Source organism: Pseudomonas sp. GX19020 (assembly GCF_023371075.1).
In the GTDB taxonomy this organism is placed as follows: Bacteria; Pseudomonadota; Alphaproteobacteria; order Rhodobacterales; family Rhodobacteraceae; genus Pseudogemmobacter.
Genome location: NZ_JAMCCR010000007.1, coordinates 126,079 through 145,378, shown reverse-complemented (window position 1 = coordinate 145,378; position 19,300 = coordinate 126,079). Strand labels below are relative to the sequence as shown.

Sequence of the window (19,300 nt, the reverse complement as noted above, 5' to 3'; positions counted from 1 at the left end):
CCGACGAATTGGCCATCTGCCCTTTGCGCAATCCGATCATCGCCAGTCAAATGCGGAACAGCCCCGAAAATCCCGCCTGACGAGTTCAGGAATTTCGCCTCAGGAGGTTTGGTCGCCTGGGCGTTATGGCGACAATGCGTGGAACGCCCTTCCGCACGGCCCATACGGCGTCAGGCGCCTGGCGGCAGAGGCATGCAGACTGGCAGCTGACATAAGCAGATCCCGCCGGGTCGATACACAGAACCGGAAGATCTGGCGCAAATCTCATCAGGAGCAAGCGTGGCCGACGCCAGCCCAGATCATGTGAGCTGGTCGTTGCCACTGATTTCGGGCGGAGAAAACGCCTCAATACGAGGCAATTCGCCCAGCCAGGGCTCTGCCCAGACCAGCGTTGTATGGGCCGTCGGCCCCTGGGCGAGACTGGAAGTCGGCAGATCACGCGTCAGCACATTGACATTGCCATGCCGGTCCAGCCCCTCGTGCGAAAGGTCAAGCCAGGCGCCGGTCGACATCTGGATCACACCATCCGCAATCGCATCCGAGATGACCAGCCCCGCCAGGCAGGCACCGCGCTCTGACCAGACCCGCACCACCTGACCCGATACGAGGCCGCGCCGCGCCGCCTCGGCCGGATTTATCCTGGCCGGTTCACGCTGACGGATCTTTGCCTCACGCGAATAACTGCCCAGGTCAAGCTGGCTGTGCAGCTTGCGGTCTGGCTGGTTCGAGATCAGATGCAGGGCATCGCCCCACCCGTTCTGCGGCGCATTGCCAAGCCATTCCCCGGGCTCGAACCAGGTGGCATGGCCAGGGCAATCCGCATATCCAAACCCTTCCACCCGCTCGGAAAAGATCTCAATGCGGCCCGAGGGCGTTGCCAGAGGATGCGCCAGCGGGTCTTCGCGGAAAGCCTGCAGCAACGCGCGCGGCCGCGTGGTGGCGGTAAAGGCAAATTCGCCATCCTGCCAGAAACGGTGAAACTCTGGCAGCGTATAGCCATTCTGCGCCGCCACCTCGCGGCTTTCATCGTAAAGCCGGTTCAGCCAGCCCATCTCATCCAGGCCGCCGGTAAAATCCTCATTCATCCCCATGGCGGCGGCAATGCCCGCCAGAATGTCAAAGTCATTGCGGGACTGGGCAAAAGGCGCCACCACCTGCTTCATCGCGACAAGATGCGGCTCGCCTTTCGTGATGCCCAGATCATTGCGCTCCAGGGGCAGGGTGCAGGGCAGGACAATGTCGCCATGTTTGGCGATCGCGTTCCAGAACGGCTCCTGCACGATGACGCAGTGGGGGTTTCTCCAGACCCGGTGCAGCCTGCCCAGATCCTGCTGATGGTGGAAGGGATTGCCACCCGCCCACCAGATCAGCTCGATTTTCGGGTAGTGATAGCGGGCGCCATTATAATCGAAGGCCGCACCCGGCTGTTCCAGCATATCGCCCAGCCGGGCCACCGGAATAAAACTGCGGACCGGATTTTTCAGCTGAGGAAATGCAGGCCAGGCGAAAGGCAAAGAGATGTTTCCCACCCGGTTCGCCGCCGCATAGCCTGTGCCAAAACCGCCTCCGGGCAGGCCTATCTGGCCCAGCATCGCGGCCAGCGTCACGATCATCCAGACCGGCTGCTCGCCGTGATCTGCGCGCTGCAAAGACCAGGCCATCGAGAGCATCGTGCGCTTCTGTGCCATCTCGCGCGCGAGACTGGTGATCACCTCTGGCGCAAGACCAGTGATCGCCGCCGCCCAGGCGGGGGTTTTCGCGATCCCGTCGCTCTGACCCATCAGATAGGCCCGGAAGCGGTCATAGCCGGTGGTATAGCGGTCCAGAAAGGCATGGTCGGCGCGACCTTCGGCTTCCAGCACATGCGCCAGCGCCAGCATCAGCGCCACATCGGTATTCGGCCGCAGCGCCAGCCATTCCGGATCAAGCTCCGCAGGCGTGTCATCACGCAGGGGGCTGACATTAACGAAACGGGTGCCGGCAGCGCGCGCGCGCTGCAGCTGATCGGGCACCCTGTGCTGACTGACGCCCCCGGCGCTGACCTGGGCGTTCTTGACCGCGAGCCCGCCAAAGGCCACGAAAAGCTCGGTATGGCCGACGATCAGCTCCCATGGAGTCTGGTTGTCGGCCATACCATCCTGATTGCCGATCAGATGCGGCAACACCACCTCGGCGGCGGCATGACTGTGTGTGTTGACAGAGCGGACATAGCCGCCGAGCAGGTTCAGGAAACGGTGGATCTGGCTTTGCGCATGATGAAAGCGCCCTGCGCTGGCCCAGCCATAAGACCCCCCAAAGATTGCCTCATTTCCATGTTCGGCAATGATCTCGCGCAGCTCTTTCGCGACGCGGGCATTCGCCTCATCCCAGCTGACCGCGACGAAACTGTCCTCACCGCGCTTTGCGCCGCCATCGCCCTCGAGAAACCCCTTGCGGATCATGGGTTGCGTGATCCGCATCGGACCGCTGACCGACCCCACGAAATTCTCGCTGATGCGCGAAGGTGAGGGATCACCTTCTGCCGGCCTCATACCGGTGAGGCGGCCCTCTTCAACTATCGGACGGTCAATTCCCCAATGGTTCAGGGTGACAGACATCGGTGCCGCTCCGCTTTTCTTTCACCTGGGCCTGCTGCCTGTCGAAACACCTTTCTGCCCGGCTGCGCAAGCGCGGACCTGAGGCCAGACGACAACGCACCGGCGACGGTGGTTCATTATTCAAAACGTCGTTCTATTTTTATTGCGGAATAATGCGGTCCAGGCTAGGCTTTTTTCAATCCGACCGGCAACCGGCCACGAGATCCCGGCTTCGGCCTCTCCCCGTCTTTTACAGCAGGAATGCAGCATGCCATCGACGATCACCCGGCATATCAAAGACATGGTCGCCGAGGCCAATCAGCAGGTCAAAACCCTGACAACCGAAGAGGCGTTGGCGCTTTACGGCCGCGATGATGTGGTTTTTGTCGACCTGCGTGATCCGCGCGAACTGACCCGCGAGGGCAAGATCCCCGAGGCTTTCTCCTGCCCGCGCGGCATGCTCGAATTCTGGATTGATCCCGAAAGCCCCTATGCCAAGCCGGTCTTTCAGGAAGACAAGACCTTTGTGTTTTACTGCGCCTCAGGCTGGCGCTCTGCGCTGGCGGCGAAAACGGCGCAGGATATGGGCCTTGCCCCGGTCGCCCATATCCTTGGCGGATTCGGCGACTGGAAACGGGCCGGCAACCCTGTTGAGGCGGTTGAGCCAAAGGCCAAACCGTAAAAGCTGCTTGTCGGCATCCGGACCTTGTGGCTAATCATCCCCAGGAGTGAATTCCCTCAGTCGGATTTGAGCGCGTATAGATGTCTGGTACCGTCGGCAAAGCCCTAACTCTGCTTGAACATCTGTCGCGCTACGATGCGCCGGTGCGGCTGGCGGAATTGTCCCGCTCTATCGAGATGAACAAAAGCACCACCTACCGGTTGCTCGAAACCCTCTCGCAGATGGGCTATGTCACCCAGGATGAGCCCAATGGCCGTTATCTGATGACGGTGAAGATGTGGGAAGTCGGTGTGCGGGCTTTTCAGCGCAGCGATATCCGCATCATGGCACGGCCGCATCTGCAGACGATCACCGCAGCCGTGGATGAAACCGCATTGCTTGCACGCGCCGATGTCCAGGAAGTGATCATCATCGAAAAGGTGGATTGCGCCCAGCCTCTTCAGGCCATTGCGCCGCTGGGAAGCCGGTCGCCGCTGCACGCCTCTTCCTTCGGCAAGGCGTTTCTGATGCAACAGGAGCCGCCGAAGGTCATGGAACTCGGGCCGGTGATGCAGCGATTTACCGATCACACCATCACCGACCCGAAAGTGCTGCTGACGCAACTGGCCGAGATGCGGGCGGCTGGCTGTGCGATTGGCCGTGACGAATATCGCGACGGAATCTCAGGGGTCGCCGCACCGGTGATCGGCACCGATGGCAAAGCCTATGCGACCATCGGCGTCTCGATGCCCAGCTACAGGCTCAGCACAGAGAAACTGGCGGCGATTTCAGACGTGGTGCGCCGGGCTGCGATCAGCTTCTCGGCGCAGCTTGGTCATCAGCCACTGTCGTAAGCCGCGCAGCGCGCTCAGCGATAGCCGCGATGCCAGGCCGGGCCGCCCTTCCAGCGGGGCCAGCCAAAGCCATGCACCCAGACCACATCAATGTCTGAGGGCCGCAGCGCAATCCCTTCGCCGATGATGGCGTCTACCTGTTCCAGCATTGGCTCCAGCAGGTGATCCAGCAGCGCCTCAGGCGCGGCATCGCGCAGTTTCTCAGGGTGGCGCGCCCGGAAAGCGCCAATCAGCGCCATGGCATCCGCCGAGGGCCTGCCCTGCCCTTTTTCATCATAGTCATAATAGCCAAGGCCGTTCTTCATGCCAAAGCGGCCCGCTTCGCAGAACACCTCCTCCATCGACCGCCCGGCGCTGCCGTCGCGATCCCAGCCGACATCAAGACCCGCGAGATCCGCCATCTGGAACGGCCCCATCGGCAGACCAAAGCCGGTCATTGCCCTGTCGATATCATAGGGAGAGGCACCCGCCAGCAAGAGTTCCATCGCGGCCGTCTGCCGTGCAAGCAGGATACGGTTGCCGATGAAGCCGTGGCAGTTTCCGACGCACACGGTGATTTTCTGCATGCGCTGCCCCATATCGACCGCAGTCCTGATCACTTCGGGACTGGTCTTTGCGCCGCGCACCACCTCGAGCAGCCGCATCACATGGGCCGGACTGAAAAAATGCATCCCCAGCACCCGATCCGGGCGTCCGGTGGCAGCGGCCATAACGTCGATATCCAGAAATGAGGTATTGCTGGCCAGAATCGTCTGTGGCTTGCAGATCGCGTCAAGGCGGGCAAAAAGCGCGGTCTTGACGTCAAGGCGTTCAAAAACCGCCTCGATCACCAGATCAGCACCGGCCAGCGCCTCCGGCTCCGCATGCCCCGAAAGCCGCGACAGCGCCGCCGCACGCGCCGCTTCATCCATCTTGCCACGCCGGACTGCGCCCGCAAGATTATCGGCCACCGCCTGCAGACCGCGCTGAAGCCCGGTGGCCAGGGAATCGCAGAGCAGCACATTGAACCCCGCAGTTGCCAGCACCGTGGCAATGCCGCTGCCCATCGTCCCGGCCCCCACCACACCCACCGTCGCGACCGGCATGCTTTGCGTTTCAGCCGGCAGGAAGGGCAGGTCTTTCAGGCGACGCTCGGCGGCGAAGACATGACGCAGCGCGCGTGACTGCTCACCCTGTTCAAGCCGGAAAAACGCCTCGCGCGCCTCTGGCCCCTGGTCGCGATCCGGCTCCTGCGCCGCCATCTCAACCAGCCGGAGGATCTCTTCGGGCGCGTCACGCCCGGCAAGTTTCGCGACATTCCTGTGCCGGTATTCCGCAATTTTTCTCACGGCATCCGGATCGGCCTTGGGTCCGGCCCGCACGGGAAGCGCCGCGGCCAGCGCCGTCGCCGCCTCGCGCAGATCTCCTTCTGCGATCTGGTCGATCAGCCCAGACTGCCGGGCCTCTTCTGCCCCGATGCGGCGCCCCGAAAGCACCAGATCCAGCGCGACTTCTACGCCCGCCAGCCGCGTCACCTGCGCGATGCCGCCACCTGCGGGCAAAAGACCCAGCGTCACCTCGGGCAAGCCCATGCCGGCTGTGGGCACCGCCACCCGCGCACTTGCCGCCAGCGCCAGTTCAAACCCGCCGCCAAGCGCCGTGCCATGCATTGCAGCCACCACCGGCCGCGACAGCTGCGACAGGCGGGTGATCAGCGCGGGCAGATCCGGCATCGCGATCTCACCGCCGAATTCCGTCATATCTGCGCCGGCGAAAAAGCTTTTCCCCTCGCAAAGCAGCACGGCGGCCCGCAGATCCTCGCGGCTTTCCAGGAGGTCAAACCCCGCCATCAGCCCGCGCCGCACATCGGCAGAAAGCACGTTCACCGGCGGATTATCCGTGATGATCAGCAGGATGCCATCCCGGATCTCGGCATGGACGCTGGCAGAAAGCGGGATCTTTTGCATGATGGCTCGCCCTGATCAGAAGATTTCAAAAAGCCCGGCCGCACCCATGCCGCCACCGATGCACATGCTGACCACGCCCCATTTTGCGCCGCGCCGCCGGCCCTCCAGCAGGATATGCCCGCTCATCCTTGCGCCCGACATGCCATAGGGATGGCCCATGGCGATAGCGCCGCCATTAACGTTCAGCCGGTCAAAAGGCAGCCCCAGCCGGTCGCCACAATAAACCGCCTGGGCGGCGAAGGCCTCATTGATCTCCCACAGATCAATATCCGCGACCGTAAGGCCAAAGCGTTTCAGCAGCGGGGGGATCGCAAAGACCGGGCCGATTCCCATCTCATCGGGTGCGCAGCCTGCGATTTCGATGCCGCGCAGCGTGCCAAGGGGTGTCAGCCCGCGCGCCGCCGCCTCGCTGCCCGACATCACTACAAGCGCGCTTGCGCCATCGGATACCTGGCTTGAATTGCCGGCTGTGACAGAAACTCCCACCGCGATATGCTGCCCCGCCTTCAGGACCGGCGGCAGCGCGGAAAGGTCTTCGGCGCGGGTTTGCGGGCGATTGCATTCATCCTGCGAGAAGTGGACCTCGGCTAGCGTCTCCGCGCCACTCTCCCGGTCGGTCCGCTTTTGCAGGACGGTGAGCGGAGCGATTTCGGCGGTGAAATGGCCCGCTGCCTGGGCCGCCGCCATCTTCTGCTGCGAGGCCAGCGCAAAGACATCCTGCGCCTCGCGTGAAATCCCGTAACGCTGCGCGACGATCTCGGCCGTCTCGATCATGCTCATGTAAAGCGCGGGGATGCGGGCGTTGAGGTCCGGGTCACGGGCGCGATGCAGGTTCATCTGCGGCGTCTGCACCAGCGAGCAGCTTTCGACCCCGCCGGCCACGACGATCCGCCGCCCCTCCAGCCGGATCTGCTGGCAGGCCAGCGACAAGGCCACCAGCCCGGACGAGCATTGCCGGTCAACCGCCATGCCCGGCACCGTCACCGGCAATCCGGCGGCCAGCGCGGCCTGGCGCCCGATATTGAAAGAGGTCGCGCCCTGTTGCAGCGCGCAGCCAAGGATCACATCCGCGACCTCAGGCCCGATTGCCCCGGCCCCGCCTGCCCGCTCCAGTGCGGCCGTTATCGCATGGCCGGCCAGCCTTTGTGGCGAGGTATCGTTCAGGGCGCCGCGATAAGCTTTGCCCACAGGAGTGCGGGCTGTGCTGACGATGACGGCTTCGGGCAAGGGCGCAGGCATTTCGACATCCTTCAGCGGCTGAGCTCAGATCCTCGACCGGCACTGATGCAGCGGTCGGTTAAAACGTTCCACTATTTGAACCCCTGTTGCAATTTTTTTCGAACAATGCAAGGCTCCGCCGGCAACAGCCCGGAATCCCCAATGCCTCTGGATCCTTCCCGCATCTTTGGAACCCCGATTGCGGATCGCAGCCTGTCCTATGAGGATCGCGACGCCATGCTTTACGCGCTGTGCTGCGGCGCAGACCGGGCGGTGGCCGAAGGCGATTTCCGCTATATCCGCGAGGACGGGCTGCAGGTTGTCCCGAGCTTTGGCCAGAATCTGTGTTTCTTTGACGACTGGATGCAACCTGCCGGGGTCGATATCGCAAAAGTGGTGCATGGCGGGCTCGATCTGCGGATGGAAGCCCCCTTTGCTGCCTCGGGCGAGGTTACGGTCAGGACCCGGATCGGCGGCCTGACCGACAAGGGCGAGGGCAAGGCGGCGCTTGCCTTGCAGATCAGCGAGGTCTGGCAGGGCGGCAAGCGTATCTTTACCTCTTATTCCAATTTCTTCGTGATGGGCGCGGGCGGCTTTGGCGGCTCGCAGGGCGAGGCTTTCGCCAGCGAGGCAATGCCTGCGGGGGAGCCTGACCAGACCCACGACCTGCCCACCCGCAGCGACAGTCCGCTGCTGTTTCGCCTGCTCGGTGATCGCAATCCATTGCATATCGATCCGGAGACAGCGCGCAAGATTGGGTTCGAGCGGCCCATCATGCATGGCGCAAATACATTCGGCATCGCCTGTCTTGAAGTGCTCCGCCGCTTCGCAGGCGGGGATGCCGCCCGGATGCGCCGCTTTACCGCCCGCTTCACCGGCCCGCTTTTCCCCGGCGAGACGCTGCGCCTGTCCTGCTGGACGACGGAGCCTGGCCGCATCCGCTTTACGGCGCGGGCCGCCGAACGCGATGCGCCGGTGCTTGATGGCGGGCTTGCCGCGATCGACCCCGTCGCGGGTTAAACGCGATCACATTCAGGACGGCAGACTGGCATATCACCCGCTGCTCCGGACCGACGATAAGGAGACGACATGACGGCAACAACTTACTGGTCTGCGCAAAGGGTGATCATCACCGCCGGCGCCAGCGGGATCGGTCTTGCCATCGCCAGAGCCTATCATGCCCTGGGAGCCGCGGTCTGGATCTGCGACATCAGCGAAGAGGTGCTGGCCGCCGCCGCTGCTGAGCTGCCCGGCATCGGCACAATGATCTGCGATGTCGCTGACCAGGCGCAATGTGATGCCTTCGTTGTACGTGCAACCGGGGCGATGGGCGGGCTTGATATCCTGATCAACAATGCCGGCATCGCCGGCCCTGCGGCTTCGGTGGAAGACATGGATGCCGCAGCCTGGCGGCGTTGCTTTGACGTGAATGTCCATGGCCAGTTCTACATGGCCCATGCCGCTATCCCGCATCTGAAGAAGAATGCCTCCGGCTCGATCGTCTGTATGGCTTCGGTTGCGGGAAAATATGCTTTCGGGCTTCGCTCGCCCTATGCCGCTTCCAAGGCTGCGGTGATCTCGCTGATGCGCGCCCTCTCGGTCGAGCTTGGCCCGCATCAGATCCGCGTGAATGCCATCGCGCCGGGCGTCGTGGCGGGCGACCGCATCAAACGCGTTTTCACCGACCGGGCCGCGACCCGTGGCATCAGCTATGAGGAAATGGAGGCCATCGCTTTGCGCGCGGTTTCCATGAAAACCATGGTTGATCCTGCCGAAATCGCCGAAATGGTGCTGTATCTGACCGGCCCGGCCGGTCGCCCGGTCACAGGCCAGGTGATGCAGATCTGCGGCGGCCTGGAATATACGGAGTGATGTGCAAATGATCCCGAAAGAAGACCGCAACAAGGTCATCATCACCTGCGCCATTACCGGCGCAACCCATACGCCAACCATGTCGCCATATCTGCCGGTGACGCCGGATCAGATCATCGAACAGGCTATCGGGGCGGCAAAGGCCGGGGCGGCGGTGATCCACCTGCATGCCCGGGATCCTGAGACCCATCGCCCCACCCCGGACCTGAATATCTGGCTGCATATCCTGCGCTCGATTCGGGCCGAGACCGATGCCATCCTGAATATGACCACCGGCGGCTCGACGTTCATGTCGATCTCGGACCGGCTGCTCGCACCTTCGACCGCCTCGCCCGAACTGTGTTCGTGCAACATGGGCTCGATGAATTTCGGCACCTATACGATGGCCGAAAAGTATCGCGGCAAGTTCATCGAGGACTGGGAAGAGGGCTATCTTGAGGCCTCACGCGATGCCATCTTCCGCAATACCTTTAAGGATATCGAGACAATCCTTGAGGTGATGGGAAAAGGCGGCACCCGGTTTGAATTTGAATGCTATGATGTCGGCCATCTCTACAACCTCGCCCATATGCTGGATCGCGGGCTGGTTCAGGTGCCGATGTTCCTGCAGCTGATCGTCGGAACCCTGGGCGGGATCGGCCCCGGCCCCGAGAACCTCATGTTCATGAAGGAAACCGCCGACCGCCTGTTCGGCGCAGGCACCTATCAGTGGTCGGTGCTGGCCGGCGGCCGCCATCAGCTGAACATGGCCACCATGGCCGCAACCATGGGCGGCAATGTCAGGGTCGGGCTGGAAGACAGTCTCTATGCCGGTCCCGGCAAGCTGGCGGAATCGAATGCCGAACAGGTCAGCATGATCCGCACGGTGATCGAAGGGCTGAAAAAGACCGTCGCGACCCCGGCTGATGCGCGGCGGATGCTGGCGACAAAGGGCGGCGACAAAGTCGGTTTCTGAACCTGGCAGACAGGGCCGGACAGCAGATCTGAGAATGGGCAAGGCGGTAGATTAATATTCCGACATTGCCCCAAAAAATAGAACAAACCAACCAAGTTTTGCGTGAACTGCTATATCTGGTGGAATAATCTCCCCAGAACGTCGATAGACTGGCAATCACATTCCATCGGGAGCAATCATGAATCGTCGTGCTTTTCTGGCCAGCTCGGCCCTGTTCGGTGCAACCGCGGTTCTGCCGGCGAAATGGGCATATGCCCAGGACAGGGCAGAGGCGCTGCGGGTTCTCAGCGAGGGGGCCGCGAACTCATTCGACAGCTTCTCTGTCGGGGTGAACCGCAACTCGCTGCAGATCACCTGGAACATCTATGACCGGCTGCTGAAATTCGCCTATAAGCCGCGTGAGGATGGCACCTTCTATTACGACTATTTCGACATTCAGCCCGAACTGGCCGAGAGCTTTGAAGTGTCGGAAGATCAGAAGCAGATCACCTTCCATCTGCGCAAGGATGCCACCTTCCATGACGGCGCGCCGGTCACCGCAGAGGATGTGAAATGGTCCTTCGACCGTCTCGTCGCCTCGCCGATCGGTCTGGCCCAGTTCTCGACCGGTTCGATGACCACGTCCGAGCAATTCGTGGTCGTCGACGCGCATACATTCCGCGTGGACCTGCCGCAGCCCGACCGTTTCGCGCTGCCCAACATCGCCCTGACCTATCCGATCATCGTCAACTCCAAACTCGCGACGCAGCATGCAACCGCTGAGGATCCCTTTGCCTCCGAATGGCTGAAGACCAATCCCGCAGGCGGCGGCGCGTTCAAAATCGAGCGCGCGCAAATCGGCGACCGGATCCTCTTCAGCCGGTTCGATGACTGGAAATCAGGGCCGAAGCCGGGCTTTGCGCAAGTGCTGTGGCAGACCGTGCCGACCGCCGAAAGCCGTGTCGCCTCGCTGATCAAGGGCGATGCAGATGTGGTACAGGATCTGCCGCCGAAAGACGTGATCGCGCTGTCGGACAATCCTGATATCAAGGTCGTCGGAGTGCCGACGTCGAACTTCCAGTTCATCGGCATGAACAATGCCGTGGCGCCGTTCGATGACGTGCGGGTGCGTCAGGCGATTGCCTATGCGCTGCCCTATCAAGACATGTTGCAATCGGCCCTGTTCGGCCGCGCCCAGCCGCTGTTTGGCGGCACGCCCGGCAAGCCGGAAACCACCACATTCCCGCAACCGCTGGGCTATTCCACCGATCTCGACAAGGCCAAGGCCCTGCTGGCCGAGGCCGGTCTGGCAGATGGTTTCGAGACCAGCTTTGCCTATGAGCTCTCTGTCGCCACCGTCGCAGAACCGGTTGCGCTATTGCTGCAGGAAAGCCTTGGCAAGATCGGCATCAAAGTGAACCTTGAAAAAGTGCCTGCCGGTCAGCTTGGCACGCTTTTGCAGGAGAAGAAGGTTCCCTTCTACTTCGAGGGCTCGACCTCTTATCTCGCGGATCCCGACTACTTCTTCCGCATCTTCTATTTTGGCGATACCCGCTGGAATTTCGGCAATTACCAGAACCCGGAATTCAGGGCGCTGGTCGATAAGACCCGCTACGAAACCGACAAGGCGGTTTATGATGCAGATATCCTGCGCATGATCGAGCTGGTGAAGGAAGAGGTTCCAATCATCCTGCTCTGGCATCCGACCCTGGATGTGGGTCTGGCGAAATCGGTCGATAATTATTCCTATACCTTCCACCGTCAGCTGGATCTGCGGCCACTCTCACGTGGCTGATTGCCTGAGAGACAAAAGGAAAGGCGGTCCCGGTCGGGACCGCCTTTTCCATTTCCCACCAGGAAAATTCAGTCTGCGGCGGCCGAGACCGGATGGAAGCAGCGGACCAGCTGACTGCCGACATGGCCCAGAAGCTGCGGCGCGGCGCGGGTGCAGTCTGGTTGTTCCACCGGGCAGCGACCGGCAAAGCGGCAGCGATCCGGTGGCGGATTGAACGGGCTTTGCGGATCGCCCTCCAGCTTGATCCGCTCGCCTTTGCGGCCCCGCAGGTTGGGGATCGCCGAAAGCAGCGCCTGGGTATAGGGATGTGCCGGGCGGTGATAGACCTCTTCCGTAGTGCCCTGTTCGACCACCAGACCAAGATACATCACCGCGATGCGCTGACATAAAAGCCGCACGACATTCAGATCATGGCTGACAAACAACATGGCAATGCCGCGCTCGCGCCGCAGTTTGTCCAGGAGCTGCAGCACCGTCGCCTGCACCGAGACATCCAGCGCCGAGGTCGGCTCGTCCAGCACGATCAGCCTCGGCTCGACCACCAGCGCGCGCGCGATGCCAACCCGCGCTTTTTGCCCGCCGGACAGCTGATGCGGAAAGCGCTGCAACAAGGTATGCGGCAGGCTGACGGCATCAGCCGCATCCTCTACGCGGCGCCGCAGGGCCCCGGCGCTTTCTTTCGGCAAAAGCGTCCGCGCCGGGTCCGCGATCAGATCAAACACTGTAAAGCGGGGGTTGAGGCTTTCCGTCGGGTCCTGGAACACCATCTGCACCATGCGCCGCGCGGGCGAGCGGCCAAAACGCGCAGCGCTGCCGGCGGTTATATCGTCTCCCTCCAGCTCGATGCGGCCCTCGGTCGGATCAAGCAGGCGGCAGATCAGCCGCGACAGCGTGGATTTGCCGCAACCGGATTCCCCGACCAGGCCAAGCGCCTCGCCGGGTGCGATCTCAAGATCGACGCCGTCTACGGCATGAAGATGCACCTTTGGCGCAAACAGCCTGCCGGAGCGCTGCGGGAAATGCATTTTCAGGCCATGTGCGGCGATCAGCTGGGTGGTCATAGCGGGTTCCTGCAGGCGACAGAATGCGCGGGGCCGCAGGCTTCCAGCCGCAACCGCCCGGCATCACAAACCGAAAGACGGCGATCACACCGCTCGGCCAGCCGGCAGGGTGGCAGATCCTTGCGGCGCAGATCGGGCAGCGATCCCTGGATCGGATGCAGCTCGTTCAGATCCTCCACCATTGAAGGGACCGAGCGCAGCAGCCGGCTGGTATAGGGATGGCGGGGCGCGGTTATGATTTCCGGGGTCGGACCCGTCTCGACAACATGGCCCGCATGCATGATCACCAGGCGGTCGCAATATTCTGCTGCCAGCGCCAGATCATGGGTGATCAGCGCGACCGACATGCTCTGGCTCTGCGCCAGATCGCGGATCAGATCCATGATCACCGCCTGGGTGGTGACATCAAGCCCGGTGGTCGGCTCATCGGCAATCAGCAGCCGCGGCCGGCAGGCGAGGGCAATCGCAATCCCGATCCGCTGGCAAAGCCCGCCCGAGAGTTCATAGGGCATCGCCTTCATCCGGCGCTCGGGGTCCGGAATGCGCACCTCGCGCAATGCCGCGACAGCGCGGCGACGGATCTCGGCGGCACTGGCGGGGCTGTGGCGTGCGATGACATCGGCGATCTGATCGCCGGTGGAGCGAATGGGGTTCAGCGCCGTGCGCGGGTTCTGGAAGATGATCGAGGCTTCGGCACCGCGCCAGCTGTCACGCTCCGGCCCGCTCATCCCCAGCACATCGCGCCCGTCAAACGCGATCTCGCCGCTGCGGATACGGGCGGCATGATCCAGAATACCCATGATCGTATAGGCGGTGACCGACTTGCCCGAGCCGGACTCCCCGATGATGCCGATGATCTCGCCGCGGCCGATGTCGAAACTGACATCATCCAGCACATGGACATCACCATGGCGGGTGGCGAAATCGACGGTCAGGTTCCTGACGGAAAGCAGGGGTGCGCTCATGTCCGCATCCTTGGGTCAAGCAGGTCGCGCAGCGCGTCGCCGGTCAGGTTGAAGGTGAAGACCGTCAGCATCAGTGCAAGCCCCGGGAACAGAGCCACCCACCATTCGCCCGACATCATGAAGCGCGCGCCCTCGGCCACCAGGATCCCCCATTCCGGTGTTGGCGGGCTGACGCCGAGGCCGAGGAAGGAAAGCCCCGCCGCGTTCAGCACCGCCCAGCCCAGATTGACCGAGGCCTGGATCACAATCGGCGCACCGATATTGGGCAGCAGAAACCGCGTCATAATGCGAATGTCAGACGAACCGCCAACCTTCGCGGCCTCGATATAGCCAAGGTTGCGGCGCACCCGCACCTCTGTCCGGCACAGGCGGATATAGAAGGGCAGATTGATGATCGCGGTGGCGTAAATGATATTGATCACACTATTGCCAAGCGCCGCCACCAGCCCCATCGCCAGCACGAAAAGCGGGAAGGCCATCAGCACATCGACCAGCCGCGACACAACCACATCGCCAGGCCCGCCCCAATAACCGATCATCGCGCCGATCAGCGAGCCGACCACGCAGGAAAGGATCACCGCCCCGAAGGCGATGGTGAGGTCAAGCCTGGTGGCGACCAGCACACGGCTGAAAATATCCCGGCCAAGCTGGTCGGTCCCGAACCAGTGCAACGCCGAAGGCGGTTGCAGTGCCTGCGCCGAATTGGTGGCCAGTGGATCATGCGGCGCCAGCACCGAACCAAACAAAGCTGCCCCAAGGATCACAAGCAAAAGCACCAGTGCCAGAATGTTCAGCGGATTTTCCGCCAGCACATAGCGTGCGTCCCGCAGCCTGATTTTCAGGAGGGAGGCGTTCATTTGCTGGCCCTCGGATCGACAATCCCCGCAAGGATATCTGTGGCGAGATTTATCAGAATGAAGATCAGCGCCATCATCAGCATGAACCCCTGGAGCGGCGCGTAATCAAGGTTGATGATGCTGTCCATGGCAAAGCTGCCAATGCCGGGCCAGGCGAACACACGTTCCACCAGCACATTCGCGCCCAGCATATAGGAGAGTGTCATGCCCATGGTGGTGATCAGTGGCAGCATCGCGTTGCGGAAGGCATAGGTCAGCACGATCTTGCGTTTTGACAGGCCCGAGGCCCGCGCCGTGCGAATGAACTCCGCACCAAGCGCCTCAAGCATTGCCGCCCGCGTCATCCGCGTCAGCGGTGCAAGCGCAAACAGCGCCATGGTGACCGCCGGCAATACCATCTGCTTCAGCGCGGCAAAGAAGATTTCCGGATCACCGGCAATCAGCGCGTCGATGGTCAGAAAGCCGGTGACGCGGTCAGGCTCGAACATAAAGGGATCAAGCCGGCCAATCGGCTCCGGCGCGACGCCGAGCAGGAAATAGAACAGATAGATCAGCAAAAGCCCGGTGACAAAGGTGGGCATCGAGACGCCCAGTGTCGCAATGATCCGCGACAGGTGGTCGATCAGCGACCCCGGCCGCAGCGCGGCAGCAAGCCCCAGCGGAATGGCAACTGCGAGCGCCAGCAGAAAGGCCATCACCGTCAGCTCTGCCGAGGCAGGCAGCCGGTTGATCAGCTCGGTCAGCACCGGCTGCCCGGTTGAGAAACTCTGCCCCAGATCACCGCGCGCGATGGCACCGAGATAGGTCAGGAACTGTTGCGGCAGCGGCTGATCCAGCCCGAGGCTCTGGCGGACCGCCTCGATATCGGCATTGGTCATCGAGGGGTTTGAGGCAAAGAACACCGCCGGATCGCCCGGCAGAACGCGCGTCAGCAGGAAGGTGGCCAGCACAACCCCGAACAGCGTCGGGATCGCCGAAAGGAGCCGGAGCGGGATCTGATGCATCAGCTGTGACCCTCTGTTCCGCTGACGCCTGCCGGTTGCATCAGCAAAAAGATGAGATGATCGCCCCGCACCACTTCGGTGCCATCCGTCTTGACGAGATAACCGCGCTCGGTCGCGAGGCCGCGTCCTGGCTTAGAAGTCTCGCGCCGGCTGATGAATTCAAGCTTCAGACAGACCTCTTCACCGGGGTAAAGCGGGGCGGAGAACTTTATGTCGCTCCAGCCCAGCGATGCGGTGACAGAGCGGTCAAAGCAGCCCAGCCCGGCCTTCAGCCCCTCGATCAGTGCCAGATTGAACAGGCCATGGGTGATACGGCCCGCGAACCCCGCCTCACGCGCAAAGGTGTCATTCATGTGAACCGGATGATCCTCGCCTGTCAGCCGGGCATAATCATCAATATCCTGCACGGTGATCAGCCGCGACGCTGATTGCAGAACCGTGCCGGGGATAAAGGTTTCATACCAGATCTGTTCGGTCATGTCTTTTTCCAGGCCTCGGTCCACAGGCTGCGCCAGTCGATCTTACGCGATCCCGAGCGCGGCAGAGCATCGCGGAACTCCACTTCCCTCGGCACTTTATAGGCCGCCATCAGCCCGCGCGCGAAGGTGATAATTTCATCGGCATCCACCTTGCCGCGATATTCGGGCTTCAGCGCGATCACGGCGCGGACCGTCTCGCCGCTGCGGGCATGGGGGGCCGAGATCACCGAGACCTCATGCACCGCAGGATGCCGATAGAGCAGCATCTCACATTCCGCCGGCCAGACCTTATAGCCCGAGACATTGATCATGCGCTTGATGCGGTCGACGATGAAGTAATAGCCCTCGGAATCGACATAACCGAGATCGCCGCTGCGCAACCAGGTCCTGCCGTTCAGCGTAACCAGCGTTTCAGCGCTGGCTCCGGGCTGGTTCCAGTAGCCGAGCATGACCTGCGGGCCGGAAATCCACACCTCGCCCAGTTCCCCCTGCGGCACTGGCAGCAGGGTTTCGGGGTCGACAATAATCGAATGGGTATTCTGTATCGGCAGCCCGAGGCACTGATCCTTTGGCGCATCCGGCGGGTTGATATGGGTGGCTGAGATGGTCTCGGTCAGGCCATAGCCCTCGCAAAAGCGCAGCCCCCATTTTCTGAACAGGCGCTCGGCCACCGCGGCCGGCATCGAGGCGCCCCCGCCGGTCAGCACCTGCAGCGAGGCGAAACAATCATCGGTAAAGTTCTCCGACCCCAGCACATCGACGATCATCGTCGGCGCTGCGGACCACCAGGTCACCTTATGGCGGCGCAGGAGACCGGGCACCGCATCGGGATTCCAGCGGGTCAGAAGCACAAGCGCCGCCCCGGCACAGATCGCCTCGGCCATCGAGGCGATCATGCCCGCCACATGAAACAGCGGCATGAAGCAGGTCATGACCGAGCTGTGATCGGTGCGATACCAGACCCGCTGCGCCTCGGCGACAAAACTGGCAGCGCTATGGCTGGTAAAGCAGGCCTTAGGCCGGCCAGTGGTGCCGGATGTATAGGGCAGGATCGCAAGCGTCTCGCCCCCGGGCGGCATTGGCGGCAGGCTGAGCCCACGGCCCGCCCGGATTGCGGCCTCGAAATCGACCGAGATCGCAGGAACCTCGGCCGGTGCGGGGCGGAGCATCACGTCCGGCAGCGTATCGGATGTGTCCGGAACCCGGTCCAGGTAGCGCAGGCGCAGAATCCGGTCGAGCTCACCCGCTCCGCTCAGAACGGCGAAACGCTCCAGCAATTCATCCGCCACGATCGCCATACGGGCGCCGCTGTCGCTGACGATCCAACCCAGTTCTTCCGCTGTATTCATTGGGTTGACTGGCACAACCACACCGCCCGCCCGCAGCACGGCATAGAATCCGATCACGAATTGCGGTGCATTTTGCAGGTCAAGAACAACACGGTCACCCGGGCGCAGCCCGTCGGCGACAAGCCAGGCTGCCAGCGCGCAGACATCCGCCTGCAATGCGTCATAGCGCAAAACGGTGCCGTAATAGTAAAGCGCCGGTCGCGCCGGCCAGGTCGTGGCGCTGCGTTCAAGCAAAGCGGCAAGATTCTCACCGGTCACCGGCAGATCAGCAGCAAGCCCGGCCGGCCAATGCGGCGATTGCGGCCCGGTCTGGAAGGCCAATGGCTCCGGACCCGGCGCAGCGGCAGGGGTATCGTCGCTGATTTCGGCCTTCGGCGTCATTGCTGTTCACGTCCTTTGGGTCTGATATATGAAATCAGGTTCCTAATAATGAAACAAGCACCTGCTGCACGGGTCAAAAGGGAATAGACAGAAAATCCCCAAACATGCCCGAATTCAGAACGAACATGCTGTTCCTGAAGCCATGTCAAAAGACAGTTCAGACCTGTCTCAGCATCCGTAACATCACCCGGATCGCCGCTTCGATATGTGCGGGGTCGCTCTCTTCTTCAGGGCAATGGCTGCGTCCGCCAACCGAGGGCACGAACAGCATCAGCGCGGGCACGATGCGCCCGATGATCCCGGCATCATGATTTGCGCCGGACAGCAGCTCGCAGGTCGCGATGCCTTCGGCTTTCGCGGCCGCAGACATCGCTGCGGCAAGGCCCGCATCCATCGGAACCGGATGATCCGAATAGACCCGGCGGATCCGCAGATCGAGCTTTTCGTCAGTCGCGACCGCTTCCGCCAATTGCTCAACCGCGCCGCGCAGGGCCAGCAACTGCCCGCCATCCGGGCCGCGCAGTTCAAGGCCCATGCGCACCTCACCCGGCACCACATTTCCCTGATTGGGTGCAACGCTGAAGACGCCGATGGTGCCGCGCAGATGCGGGTCGTTGGCGGCGCGGATCATCGCCCGGAACTCTGTCGCGAAACGCGACGCTCCGGCCAGGGCATCGCGGCGCAGATCCATCGGTGCGGTCCCGGCGTGATCGGCCTGGCCTGTAAAGCGCAGCGCGAGCCGCTCCTGACCGGCAATCGCGGTGACAAGCCCCAGCGGAATGCCTGCGGCTTCCAGCACCGGGCCCTGCTCGATATGCAGTTCCAGATAGCCCGCCACATCCGAAAAATCATAGGGAGCATTGGCCGGCCTGAACCCCGCCTCCTGCATCAAAGGCGCAAGCTCGGTGCCATCGGCCGCACGGGCGCGGGCAAGGGCCGCCTCATCATGCAGCCCTGCCATGGCACGGCTGCCGGTGAAAGGGCCGAACCGCCCTTCTTCGTCGCGAAAGGCGATAACCTCGATGGCGCGGCCCTGCCAGCCTTCGGCTTTCAGTTGTTTCAGAACCGAAAAGCCTGCAAGCACCCCGATGGCGCCGTCAAACGCGCCGCCCCGCTGCACCGAATCCAGATGCGATCCGATCAGGAATTTGGGGCCCCTGCCCTCAAGGCGCAAAATGGCATTGCCGAACGCGTCATAACGCGCGCCAAGGCCCGCCGCGCGCGCTTCGGCCAGCAGCCAGTCATGCGCCTGATTATCTGCCGCGCTGAAGGCAAGCCGGGACCAGCCACCGTCAGGATCTGCCCCAAAGCCCTTCAGCCGCGCGAAATCCGACCGGAAGTCCATCAC

16 protein-coding genes are annotated in these 19,300 nt (G+C 62.5%); 6 read left to right on the top strand and 10 right to left on the bottom strand.

Features of this window, described 5'->3' with window-relative positions; genetic code table 11:
• Window positions 1-299 precede the first annotated feature (299 nt).
• Window positions 300-2,597 carry a molybdopterin-dependent oxidoreductase gene (locus M3484_RS13255; RefSeq protein WP_249497237.1) on the bottom strand — a complete coding sequence of 766 codons (2,298 nt, stop codon included), beginning with the start codon at window positions 2,595-2,597 and terminating at the stop codon, window positions 300-302.
• Window positions 2,598-2,844: 247 nt separating this feature from the next.
• On the opposite strand from M3484_RS13255, the gene M3484_RS13250 reads away from it, so the two are divergent.
• Window positions 2,845-3,258, top strand: a complete 414-nt coding sequence (locus tag M3484_RS13250; protein WP_249497236.1) for a rhodanese-like domain-containing protein — start codon at window positions 2,845-2,847, stop codon at window positions 3,256-3,258.
• An 80-nt stretch (window positions 3,259-3,338) separates the two neighbouring features.
• Window positions 3,339-4,091 carry an IclR family transcriptional regulator gene (locus M3484_RS13245; RefSeq protein ID WP_249497235.1) on the top strand — a complete coding sequence of 251 codons (753 nt, stop codon included), beginning with the start codon at window positions 3,339-3,341 and terminating at the stop codon, window positions 4,089-4,091.
• Window positions 4,092-4,105: 14 nt separating this feature from the next.
• Here M3484_RS13245 and M3484_RS13240 read toward each other — a convergent pair whose 3' ends face one another.
• Window positions 4,106-6,037, bottom strand: coding sequence for a 3-hydroxyacyl-CoA dehydrogenase NAD-binding domain-containing protein (locus tag M3484_RS13240; RefSeq protein WP_249497234.1), 1,932 nt, complete (start codon window positions 6,035-6,037; stop codon window positions 4,106-4,108).
• Between the two features lie 15 nt (window positions 6,038-6,052).
• Window positions 6,053-7,264 (bottom strand): acetyl-CoA C-acyltransferase, encoded by a 1,212-nt coding sequence (locus M3484_RS13235; RefSeq protein WP_092904818.1) that lies wholly within the window; start codon window positions 7,262-7,264, stop codon window positions 6,053-6,055.
• 153 nt (window positions 7,265-7,417) lie between these two features.
• Between M3484_RS13235 and M3484_RS13230 the strand changes: the two genes are divergently transcribed.
• The 4 genes from M3484_RS13230 (at window position 7,418) to M3484_RS13215 (ending at window position 11,856) form a co-directional block, all read left to right on the top strand.
• A complete protein-coding gene (locus tag M3484_RS13230) occupies window positions 7,418-8,275 on the top strand; it encodes a MaoC family dehydratase (RefSeq protein ID WP_171909736.1) in 858 nt (285 codons plus the stop codon).
• A gap of 69 nt (window positions 8,276-8,344) precedes the next feature.
• Window positions 8,345-9,127, top strand: coding sequence for an SDR family oxidoreductase (locus M3484_RS13225; protein ID WP_249497233.1), 783 nt, complete (start codon window positions 8,345-8,347; stop codon window positions 9,125-9,127).
• Between the two features lie 10 nt (window positions 9,128-9,137).
• Window positions 9,138-10,082 (top strand): 3,5-dioxohexanoate:acetyl-CoA acetone transferase, encoded by a 945-nt coding sequence (kce, locus tag M3484_RS13220; protein WP_502942465.1) that lies wholly within the window; start codon window positions 9,138-9,140, stop codon window positions 10,080-10,082.
• A gap of 178 nt (window positions 10,083-10,260) precedes the next feature.
• Window positions 10,261-11,856 carry an ABC transporter substrate-binding protein gene (locus M3484_RS13215; RefSeq protein WP_092904691.1) on the top strand — a complete coding sequence of 532 codons (1,596 nt, stop codon included), beginning with the start codon at window positions 10,261-10,263 and terminating at the stop codon, window positions 11,854-11,856.
• A 68-nt stretch (window positions 11,857-11,924) separates the two neighbouring features.
• On the opposite strand, the gene M3484_RS13210 is transcribed toward M3484_RS13215, so the two are convergent.
• The 7 genes from M3484_RS13210 to M3484_RS13180 form a co-directional block, all read right to left on the bottom strand.
• Window positions 11,925-12,917: an oligopeptide/dipeptide ABC transporter ATP-binding protein gene (locus M3484_RS13210; protein ID WP_249497231.1), complete on the bottom strand. Its 993-nt coding sequence runs from the start codon at window positions 12,915-12,917 to the stop codon at window positions 11,925-11,927.
• Entirely contained in the window at window positions 12,914-13,882 is a 969-nt protein-coding gene (locus M3484_RS13205) for an ABC transporter ATP-binding protein (RefSeq protein ID WP_249497230.1), read from the bottom strand. Before M3484_RS13205 ends, M3484_RS13210 begins: the two co-directional genes overlap by 4 nt.
• Window positions 13,879-14,739: an ABC transporter permease gene (locus tag M3484_RS13200; RefSeq protein ID WP_092904696.1), complete on the bottom strand. Its 861-nt coding sequence runs from the start codon at window positions 14,737-14,739 to the stop codon at window positions 13,879-13,881. The genes M3484_RS13205 and M3484_RS13200 overlap by 4 nt, the downstream gene beginning before the upstream one ends.
• On the bottom strand, window positions 14,736-15,743 hold the full coding sequence (locus tag M3484_RS13195) for an ABC transporter permease (RefSeq protein ID WP_249497229.1): 1,008 nt from the start codon (window positions 15,741-15,743) through the stop codon (window positions 14,736-14,738). The genes M3484_RS13200 and M3484_RS13195 overlap by 4 nt, the downstream gene beginning before the upstream one ends.
• Window positions 15,743-16,222, bottom strand: coding sequence for a MaoC family dehydratase (locus tag M3484_RS13190; protein ID WP_249497228.1), 480 nt, complete (start codon window positions 16,220-16,222; stop codon window positions 15,743-15,745). The genes M3484_RS13195 and M3484_RS13190 overlap by 1 nt, the downstream gene beginning before the upstream one ends.
• Complete coding sequence (locus M3484_RS13185; RefSeq protein WP_249497227.1) at window positions 16,219-17,952, bottom strand: AMP-binding protein; 1,734 nt, start codon at window positions 17,950-17,952, stop codon at window positions 16,219-16,221. Before M3484_RS13185 ends, M3484_RS13190 begins: the two co-directional genes overlap by 4 nt.
• A 157-nt stretch (window positions 17,953-18,109) precedes the next feature.
• Window positions 18,110-19,297 carry a M20 family metallo-hydrolase gene (locus tag M3484_RS13180; RefSeq protein ID WP_249497226.1) on the bottom strand — a complete coding sequence of 396 codons (1,188 nt, stop codon included), beginning with the start codon at window positions 19,295-19,297 and terminating at the stop codon, window positions 18,110-18,112.
• Window positions 19,298-19,300: the final 3 nt, after the last annotated feature.

Bases quoted from the DNA above. Each gene is read 5' to 3' on its own strand.
- M3484_RS13255 (WP_249497237.1), bottom strand. From the start codon at position 2,597: ATGTCTGTCACCCTGAACCATTGGGGAATTGACCGTCCGATAGTTGAA.
- M3484_RS13250 (WP_249497236.1), top strand. From the start codon at position 2,845: ATGCCATCGACGATCACCCGGCATATCAAAGACATGGTCGCCGAGGCC.
- M3484_RS13245 (WP_249497235.1), top strand. From the start codon at position 3,339: ATGTCTGGTACCGTCGGCAAAGCCCTAACTCTGCTTGAACATCTGTCG.
- M3484_RS13240 (WP_249497234.1), bottom strand. From the start codon at position 6,037: ATGCAAAAGATCCCGCTTTCTGCCAGCGTCCATGCCGAGATCCGGGAT.
- M3484_RS13230 (WP_171909736.1), top strand. From the start codon at position 7,418: ATGCCTCTGGATCCTTCCCGCATCTTTGGAACCCCGATTGCGGATCGC.
- M3484_RS13225 (WP_249497233.1), top strand. From the start codon at position 8,345: ATGACGGCAACAACTTACTGGTCTGCGCAAAGGGTGATCATCACCGCC.
- M3484_RS13215 (WP_092904691.1), top strand. From the start codon at position 10,261: ATGAATCGTCGTGCTTTTCTGGCCAGCTCGGCCCTGTTCGGTGCAACC.
- M3484_RS13210 (WP_249497231.1), bottom strand. From the start codon at position 12,917: ATGACCACCCAGCTGATCGCCGCACATGGCCTGAAAATGCATTTCCCG.
- M3484_RS13205 (WP_249497230.1), bottom strand. From the start codon at position 13,882: ATGAGCGCACCCCTGCTTTCCGTCAGGAACCTGACCGTCGATTTCGCC.
- M3484_RS13200 (WP_092904696.1), bottom strand. From the start codon at position 14,739: ATGAACGCCTCCCTCCTGAAAATCAGGCTGCGGGACGCACGCTATGTG.
- M3484_RS13195 (WP_249497229.1), bottom strand. From the start codon at position 15,743: ATGCATCAGATCCCGCTCCGGCTCCTTTCGGCGATCCCGACGCTGTTC.
- M3484_RS13190 (WP_249497228.1), bottom strand. From the start codon at position 16,222: ATGACCGAACAGATCTGGTATGAAACCTTTATCCCCGGCACGGTTCTG.
- M3484_RS13185 (WP_249497227.1), bottom strand. From the start codon at position 17,952: ATGACGCCGAAGGCCGAAATCAGCGACGATACCCCTGCCGCTGCGCCG.
- M3484_RS13180 (WP_249497226.1), bottom strand. From the start codon at position 19,297: ATGGACTTCCGGTCGGATTTCGCGCGGCTGAAGGGCTTTGGGGCAGAT.